8 protein-coding genes are annotated in these 8351 nt (G+C 37.3%); 6 read left to right on the forward strand and 2 right to left on the reverse strand.

Annotation, left to right across the window (positions count from 1 at the left end; translation table 11 throughout):
- From ACKI5B_RS08980 to ACKI5B_RS09000, 5 genes are all read left to right on the forward strand, one after another.
- The coding region (locus ACKI5B_RS08980; protein WP_407427932.1) for a helix-turn-helix transcriptional regulator at positions 1–1398 on the forward strand (1398 nt) is incomplete at its 5' end.
- A 90-nt stretch (positions 1399–1488) separates the two neighbouring features.
- Positions 1489–2430, forward strand: coding sequence for an ABC transporter permease (locus ACKI5B_RS08985; RefSeq protein WP_407427934.1), 942 nt, complete (start codon positions 1489–1491; stop codon positions 2428–2430).
- 13 nt (positions 2431–2443) lie between these two features.
- Entirely contained in the window at positions 2444–3337 is an 894-nt protein-coding gene (locus tag ACKI5B_RS08990) for a carbohydrate ABC transporter permease (RefSeq protein WP_407427936.1), read from the forward strand.
- A gap of 128 nt (positions 3338–3465) precedes the next feature.
- On the forward strand, positions 3466–5034 hold the full coding sequence (locus tag ACKI5B_RS08995) for an extracellular solute-binding protein (RefSeq protein WP_407427938.1): 1569 nt from the start codon (positions 3466–3468) through the stop codon (positions 5032–5034).
- A 211-nt stretch (positions 5035–5245) separates the two neighbouring features.
- Positions 5246–6031 carry a TrmH family RNA methyltransferase gene (locus ACKI5B_RS09000; protein ID WP_407427940.1) on the forward strand — a complete coding sequence of 262 codons (786 nt, stop codon included), beginning with the start codon at positions 5246–5248 and terminating at the stop codon, positions 6029–6031.
- A 3-nt stretch (positions 6032–6034) separates the two neighbouring features.
- On the opposite strand, the gene ACKI5B_RS09005 is transcribed toward ACKI5B_RS09000, so the two are convergent.
- Positions 6035–7063, reverse strand: a complete 1029-nt coding sequence (locus ACKI5B_RS09005; protein WP_407427942.1) for a sugar kinase — start codon at positions 7061–7063, stop codon at positions 6035–6037.
- An 82-nt stretch (positions 7064–7145) separates the two neighbouring features.
- Between ACKI5B_RS09005 and ACKI5B_RS09010 the strand changes: the two genes are divergently transcribed.
- Positions 7146–8084 (forward strand): GerMN domain-containing protein, encoded by a 939-nt coding sequence (locus tag ACKI5B_RS09010; RefSeq protein ID WP_407427944.1) that lies wholly within the window; start codon positions 7146–7148, stop codon positions 8082–8084.
- Between the two features lie 4 nt (positions 8085–8088).
- Here ACKI5B_RS09010 and ACKI5B_RS09015 read toward each other — a convergent pair.
- Positions 8089–8351, reverse strand: a 263-nt coding sequence (locus tag ACKI5B_RS09015; RefSeq protein ID WP_407427946.1) for a DUF7955 domain-containing protein, incomplete at its 5' end; no start/stop codon positions are given.

Genomic DNA, 8351 nt, shown 5'->3' on the forward strand with positions numbered 1-8351 from the left:
ATTCTTGCAGAACAGCTTTTGTTCCTTCGTTCGCAGGTGGATTCTCAGTTAGAAAAGACAGAAACACTTGTCGATTTGACACGTTCACAGGTTGATGACCTTCCTATGGATAAAAAACTTTTTGATATCCGTCAGATTTTACCTGGAAGTGTTGCTGCCGGACTGGACAGAGATTTTCCGCTGCTTTATGGAGATTCAGAGCGGCTTAAGCGGGCGCTTCAGACAGTATTTGATTTTGCAGAAAAAACTCCGTATATATCAGAAAAATCTGACGGTATTCATATTGAATTCTATTCAAATAAATTTGACTGGCAGAAACCGGAACTTCTTCTTGCAGAAAAAATTATTCTTCTTCAGTTTGGTGAAGTAGAAAAGTCTCAGAATTATGCTGAAGTTACCCTGCCCTGGCCAAATCTGGCAGGCACTCCTTCTGATACACCATCAATTGAAGGTAAAGAAATCCTTTGTTTTTCTGATACTGTTTCGCATAAACCGTTTGGTCTGGAGCCAAAATTTATTTTCAATGCAGATATAAATGTTCTTGATATAGAAAATCCTATTCTTTACTGGGAACCGGATTCTGCGCCAATTGATGAATGGATTAAAGTTTATGGCTTAAGGCATAATGAGGTTTTCTTCCGTGCTCCTCTTGTATGTTATAGCCGGAATATGATCGGGCATAATTTTATAGATTTGCTTGAACAGAAAATAAAAACTCAGCGTACTTCTCCGGTGCTTTTTGTCAATGCAAAGCATACTCATTATGGTACATGGGCAACAGATTCTAATACAGTAAGTATTTCTTCAATGTCTGAATTTGAAAATATTCTCGAAGAAATAACACCGTCACTTATTGTTTTTGAAGAAATTAACGAAGAAGATATTAAAAAAATCCGGCAGAATCAAAAAACAGTTCTGGTTCCAATAATTGTTCTTCCTGATTCGGTTACAACTGATGAAGAAGTTGAACTGCTTTGTTCTCATCCGCGGATTATTCTGTGCAACCGTGGTGCTGCTGAATCTGAACAGTTTGATGAGCGCATAAAGAGTATTCTTGCCGGTGATGAAATTCTGCCGCCTCATACGGGTGCACTTGTAAAAAAGGCTATACTTTATTTAAATAGAAATGCTTCACAGCAGATTGTCCGATGGAAACTTGCTGATACCGTTCATGTAAGTGAAGATTATCTTACAAGAATTTTTCACAAAGAAATCGGCTTGAGTCTGTGGGAATATTTAAATAGATATAGAATACATATAGCGACAAAAATGCTTCTGGAAACGAACGATACGATTTATGAAATCGCAGAAAATTCCGGCTTTCAGGATCAGGCATATTTCTGCCGCGTCTTTAAAAAAATTTATGGAGTACCGCCAGGCAAGATTCGTACAAAATAATTATAAGAAAGTTCGGTTTTGTCCAATAATCCATAAGGATTTTTAAAGTATAATAATGGCTCTAAGCGATAAAATAAATTGAGGTTAGGTATGAACGCACAAGAAACAAATGTTCTAAAAACTCCGAAAAAAGATCTTTGGAAAAACATTAAAAGACATTTTTCGGTTTATGCACTTCTTATCATTCCGGTTGTGTACTACTCTATCATGAAGTATGGTCCGGTTCTTAATGGTCAGATTGCATTTAAAGATTTCCAGTCACTTGATGGTGTATGGGGAAGCCGCTGGGTAGGTTTTGAAAACTTCTCAACATTCCTTCATGCTTACTATTTTGGCGAACTTATGAGAAATACAATTCTCTACAGTTTGGCAAAATTGCTTATTTCGGTTCCACTTTCAATTATCTTGTCTGTGGCTCTTTATGAATGTACACATAATGTACTTCGCCGTGTTGTTCAGACTCTGGCTTACTTACCGCACTTCCTTTCTTGGGTTATCATGTACGGTATTTTGCTTACACTGCTTGCTCCTGGTGATGGTCTTGTAAATGACATTATCAAAGCTTCAGGCGGAAAACCAATTGACTTCCTTACAAATGCTGATGTATTCCCTGTAATTGTTATTCTTTCAGATGCATGGAAGGAAATGGGTTGGGCTGCAATTATCTTTATTGCTGCACTTATGGGTATCGATCCTTCATTGTTTGAAGCTGCTATGGTAGAAGGTGCTTCTGCTGTTCAGCGTGTATGGTACATTACAATTCCTTCAATTAAGCCTGTTATTGTTACTGTAGTCCTTCTTAAACTCGGTACTGTTCTTGATGCCGGATTCAACCAGATGTTCATGTTGTATTCTCCAGCAGTTTATTCTGTTGCTGATATTATTGATACATGGGTTTATCGACAGGGTCTTCTTGAAATGAAGTATGCACTTGCTACAGCTGTTGGTATCTTCAAGGGCGTTATTGGTATGCTTCTTGTAATGGTTTCTAACAAAGTTGTCAAACAGTTGACAGAATCTTCACTTTTGTAATCAGAGGCGTAAAATGGAAAAACCAAAGACAGTAAAATTAACATCAGGTGACCGCGCATTCTATATCGGTGTAAACTCTTTCCTTGCTTTCATCGGTATTATTATCGCTATCCCTATTATCAGTACAATTTCTTCTTCTGTAACTCCTAACGGTTACATTGGAACTACTTTTGACAAATTCATTCTTATGCCATGGAAGTGGGATGCTGCTTCTTATAAGGCACTTCTCGGAAACAATGGATTTATCCTTGCTTTCTGGAACTCACTTAAAATTATGTCTTTCGGTGTTTTGACTTCATTGTCACTCACTGTTCCTATGGCATATTGTATGTCTGTTCAGGATTTGCCGGGACGTAAGATTTTGAACTATTTCGTTCTTATTCCTTACCTTTTTAACATTGGTGTAATCCCGACCTACCTTGTTGTTACAGGTCTTCACCTTAACAACCATTTGTGTTCAATCTTCTTGCCAGGTGCAATTGGTACTTACAACTGTTTGATTATGCGCGGATTCTTCGAGGGTATTCCTGAATCACTTAAAGAATCAGCTCGAATTGACGGTGCTGCAGAATGGTATGTTCTTGTTTCTATCATTCTTCCACTTTCAAAGCCAATCATCATGACAATTGGTTTGTATTATGCAGTAAGCTACTGGAATGACTTCATGCACGCTTTGCTTTACTTAACTGAATCTGCACTCCAGCCTCTTCCTATTCTTACCCGAAACATTCTTCTTGGTGCTTCGATGAGTGAAACTCTGGATACTGGTTCTGCATTTGGTGCAGCTTCTATTTCATCAATTAAAGCAGCCTGTGTATTCCTTTCAGCTATTCCTATGATGCTTGCTTATCCATTCATCCAGAAATACTTCACAAAGGGAACAATGCTTGGTTCTGTAAAGGGCTAATGCAAAAAAATTTGTAACAATATGAGCAGATGGTAGTTTTTCTATCGTCTGCTCGATTGTATATAATACGGATTTAAAAATTCGTACAAAAAAAATCGATTTCATTTATTTTCAATAAGGAGGAAAAAATGAAAAAGTTATTGAAGGGTATTGTCGCTTCAGCTTTGGTTTTGGCTATGGCTGCTCCGGCATTCTCAGCAAAAGCAAAAACTAATAAAGACGGTACAGTAGACATCGAAATTTGGTACGGTGCTGCTGCATCTGAAGCAGGTCCAATTCCAACAGAATGGGTTGGTTACAAAATCGTAAAAGACAAGCTCAAGATTAACCTTAAGCTCACTGCACTTCCTTCATCAGAAGGCGACCAGGATACAAAAGTTAACGCTGCAGCAGCTGCAAAATCACTTCCAGATTTGTGTATGGTTTCAGACGCTGTTTTCCAGAAGCTCGTTGACCAGAAATTGATTGCTCCAGTTGATAAACTTTATGCTAAAATGCCAAACCGTACATCTAAATTGTACGACAAAGACTCACGTGCATTTACTACTGTAAAGGGTAAATCATACGGTCTCGCTCAGCCAGGTTCAATCGTTCGCAATGAAGGCGTTCTTATCCGCAAAGACTGGTTGGACAAACTCGGTCTTAAAGTACCAAAGACAACTGATGAATTCTTCAATGTTATGAAAGCATTCACAGAAAAAGATCCTGATGGAAACGGCAAAAACGATACATACGGATACGGTGCATTCCTCGAGCTCTCTGCAACAAACGAAGGTCTTGGAAGACGTCTCGATCCAATCTTCGGTGCATTCGGTGTTGCAGGTACATGGAACCTTGCTTCAGCAAAAACAGCTGGTCTTAACATCAACAAACCAGAATACTATGACGCAATGGTTTACATGAAGAAAATCGTTGACGCTGGTGTAATTGATCCAAACTGGATGGCTTACAAAAAGGATGACTTCCGTGCTGCATGGAAACAGGGCCGCTTCGGTATCATGCGTGAACAGAATGCTGCTTACGCTTCACAGTCTAACTACACTCCATTTGACAACAACTTCCCAGATGGTGAATGGATTGTTATTGATCCACCAGTAGGACCAAAAGGAAAATCTTCTTGTGGTACATACACACAGGCTTACCGAACATATGTTGTTTCTGCAAAAGCTGCTAAAGAAGGAAAAGAAGACAAAATCGCTGAACTCCTTGAATGGATGTCTTCAGACGAAGGTTACTATCTCCTTGGTTGGGGACAGGAAGGTGTAAACTATGTATTTGATGCTAAGGGTGTTCCAACTGTTAATGGTATCCCAGACCCATCAAAAGCTTACACAGAATCTACTATGATTCCTTACACACAGCTCCGCAACATGGTTTACTACAACGGCGATGTTGAATTGGCTGCTCGCTACCCAACATGGTATGCTAAGAATGGTAAAGAAATGTCTGCTCTTAAAGCTCTCCGCGAAATGCAGTCAAAAGCATGGACAGCTTGTGTAGGACAGAACAAAATGCCACTTCCAAATGCTGACTTGAAACGCTTCTACGAACAGGGAATCGTTGAATTTATGACTGGCAAACGAAACCTTACTCCAGCTGACTGGAAAGCATACGTTGCTGAATTCAACAAAGTTGGTGGAAAAGAATGGGAAGATGCAGGTGTTAAACTTGCTAAAGAATTGCGTCTCATTAAATAGTTAAACTTACAGTTTAATTAAACTGACTTTGAAAACGGGTATTAGATATTTCTAATGCCCGTTTTTTTATGAAATTTTAAAACTTAATTCATACTTAATTTAGGCTTACGCTTGTGGAAAACCTTAGACTTTTCCACAAATAATCTACAAATTGTGGATAACTTTGTGGAAAAGTATAGATTTTAATTCTTATCTTGTATAATATTTGCTTATGAAAAATGATGTTAGAAATGAACTTGCAGTCTGTGGATTTGAAGCTGTAAAAGCTCTTGTAAAATGTAATCCTCAAAAAATCACACGATTTTATTATACTCGTGATAGAATGATGGATTTTAAAGATGTATTTAAATCACTGGCTGAACGCAAAGTACCTTATAATAATATTCCGGAAGGCGAGCTTGAAAAGTTAAGTGGAACTCCTCATCATCAAGGGGTTGTTGCTATGATTCGAAATTCTGAAATTCCACATCTTAATACCGAAATTACTGACAACTGGCTGCATAACAGAGAAAGTGCAATTTTACTGGACAGAGTTGGAAATGCGAACAATCTTGGTGCAATTGTAAGAAGCGCAGCGTTTTTTGGTTTTAAAAATATTGTAATACCCAGAAATGAAGCTCAGACGTCTGTTACAACAAGTTCATACCGTGTGGCACAGGGTGGAATGGAATATGTTAACATTTATTCCATTCAATCAATAGAAAAACTTTTGGTTTCTATGAAGGGAAAAATGCTGAGGTTTGGAACAGATGTACGTGGAAAAACACCTGTTTCTGAAATTTCAAAAATGTGTAATGAAAAGAAAAAGCCGGCTTTAATTGTGCTTGGTAATGAGGAACATGGAATTTCAAGAATTGTCCGTGAAAACTGTGATGAACTTATTACAATTCCATTTTGTTCAGATTTTGACGAAAAAAAATCACAGCCGATTGAAAGCCTTAATGTGGCTCAGGCAGCTGCGATTATTTTGTATGAAGCAAGGAATATTTTGTCTTAAAAATTATCGGTTCATTTCAGACTGTTTACCTGTGTCGTGGTGACTTTTTATAATTGAACTGATTTCGTTGAAGTCAGAAAGCGGAAGGTCACCGAAAATTGTATTTTTGGTTGCACATGTTGCATTTCCAAATTCTGTTGCTTTTTGTGGATCTCCATATTTAAGAAGACCAAACAAAACTCCGGCACAGTAAGCGTCACCAGAACCGATGCGGTCAACTACATCAATTTCCTTATATGGCTCTTCAGTGTAGAAGTTGTCATCCTTTTTGGAATAAACGAGTGAAGTAAATGAATGAACTTTAGGGCTGATAACTTCACGCATTGAAGAAGCAATATAACTTATGTTCGGGAAGTCTTTGCAGAAATCGCGGTGCATATCCTGAAGTGAGCCTGTTTTCTGGAACATACGGCGGCAACTTTCTTCAGAAATGAAAAGGATATCAACATAAGGAAGAATAGATTTGATTGTTGTGCGGGCTGTATCTTCATCCCAAAGATTAGCCCGGTAGTTAACATCAAAAGCAATTTTTGCACCTGCAGCTTTGAATTTTTTAATCATTTCAACTGCAAGTGTACGTGTATTTTCGCTTAACGCCAGTGTAATTCCTGATGTGTAAAACATACGGGTTTTTGAATAAATGTCATCTGGAATTTCTGAGGCTGAAATTTTAGTAATTGAAGAATTTTTACGGTCATAAACAACAGTTGGTTTTCGTGGGTAAGCTCCGTTTTCGTAGTAGTAAATACCAACTCTGGCTTCCGGAGAATCATCAAAAATAATATAGTCATCACTTACGCTTGAAGCACGGATTCTGTTTTTGATAAATGTACCCAGCTGGTTTTTTGGAAGGCGTGTGATAATTCCTGTACGAAGTCCTAAAAGTGAAACACCAGAGGCAACGTTTAATTCAGCACCGCCGGCGTGTTTTTTGAAAGAATCACTCTTGCTGATGAGTTCATTTACAGAAGGAGAAAGGCGAAGCATAATTTCGCCGAAAGTAATTAAATCGAATTCTTTTTGCTGTTCCATATTTATATTTTATCTTTTATTTGAACCATGAACAAGTGGAAATCAGTATTCATTTTCTGTTTTATTTACCGATAATTTAAATATGAGTGATAAAGATAAAAAGAAGAAACAAACTGGTCTTGGGCTTGCAGTATGGCTTCTTCTTATGCTGATAATTGTTATAGTTGCCCTGGTAAAATGGGAAGAAATAAAGGAAAATGCTGATAAAGCCGGATTAACAACACTTGTTGAAAAAAACATTAAAAAAGATGATTCTCAGAAAACTGATGTTTCCACGACAGAGAAAAAGAGTGATACTAAAAATAATGATACGGTTATTCACCTCAATTTAAAAAATAAAGAAAATTCAAAGAAAAATTCTGAAACTGCAAATCAAAATACTGTTCAAACTCAACCTGAGCTGAAGTCAAAGACTGAAAATACTGAAAAGAAAGAGAGCGCAGTTTCTAATCAGGTAAAAAAGGAAGAGTCAGTTAAAAAAACTGCAGAAGAAATTCAGCCAAAAAAGCTGGTAACTTCAAAATCAGTAACAGAGGAAAAAAATCAGTCTAAATCCACAGCGAAAACAAACGTTGTTACAAAAGTTGAAACTTCAACTGTTACAGTTCCTTCTACCGTAAAGACAAAGATTTATTTTGTTTCCGACAGCGTTCCAATTGTGAGAAAAGAAGTTACGAAAAATGTAAAGAAAGATACACCTTTAATGGACGCATTAAATATGCTTTTAGCAGGTCCAAGTTTATCTGAAGTAAAAAATGGTTATCGTTCACTTATACCGCAGGGAACCCGTCTGCTTAGTGTAAGCGTAAAAAATGGGGTTGCTTCTATGAGTTTCAGCGAAGAGTTTCAGTTTAATCAGTATGGTACAGAAGGTTCTTTAGCACAGTTAATGCAGGTTGTTTATACAGCAAGTGAATTTTCAACTGTGGATAGTGTACAGATTCTTATTGAAGGACAAAAAAGGGATTATCTGACAGAGGGTGTCTGGATAGGCAGTCCTCTGTCGAGAAACAGTTTTTAGCTGATTATTCAAACGATTTTACAATCGAATCAAAATATTTTTTGTTGGGTTCGTATGCACCTGCAAAAACAGTCAGTGTATAAAGATTTACGGTAAGCGAATCAATTTCTTTGATAAGCTTAAAATCATAAGTATACGAATTTGTATCTGAATGATAGAAAATCTGTTTGAACAGAGTTCCATTTTTCGTTTCTTCGATTTTAATTTTATCTAAATCAGGATAAGCCATGTCTGTTCCAAGAATTAATCTGCGTTTTAGAATATCAA

It is taken from the genome of Treponema sp. (assembly GCF_045657965.1).
In the GTDB taxonomy this organism is placed as follows: domain Bacteria; phylum Spirochaetota; class Spirochaetia; order Treponematales; family Treponemataceae; genus Treponema_D.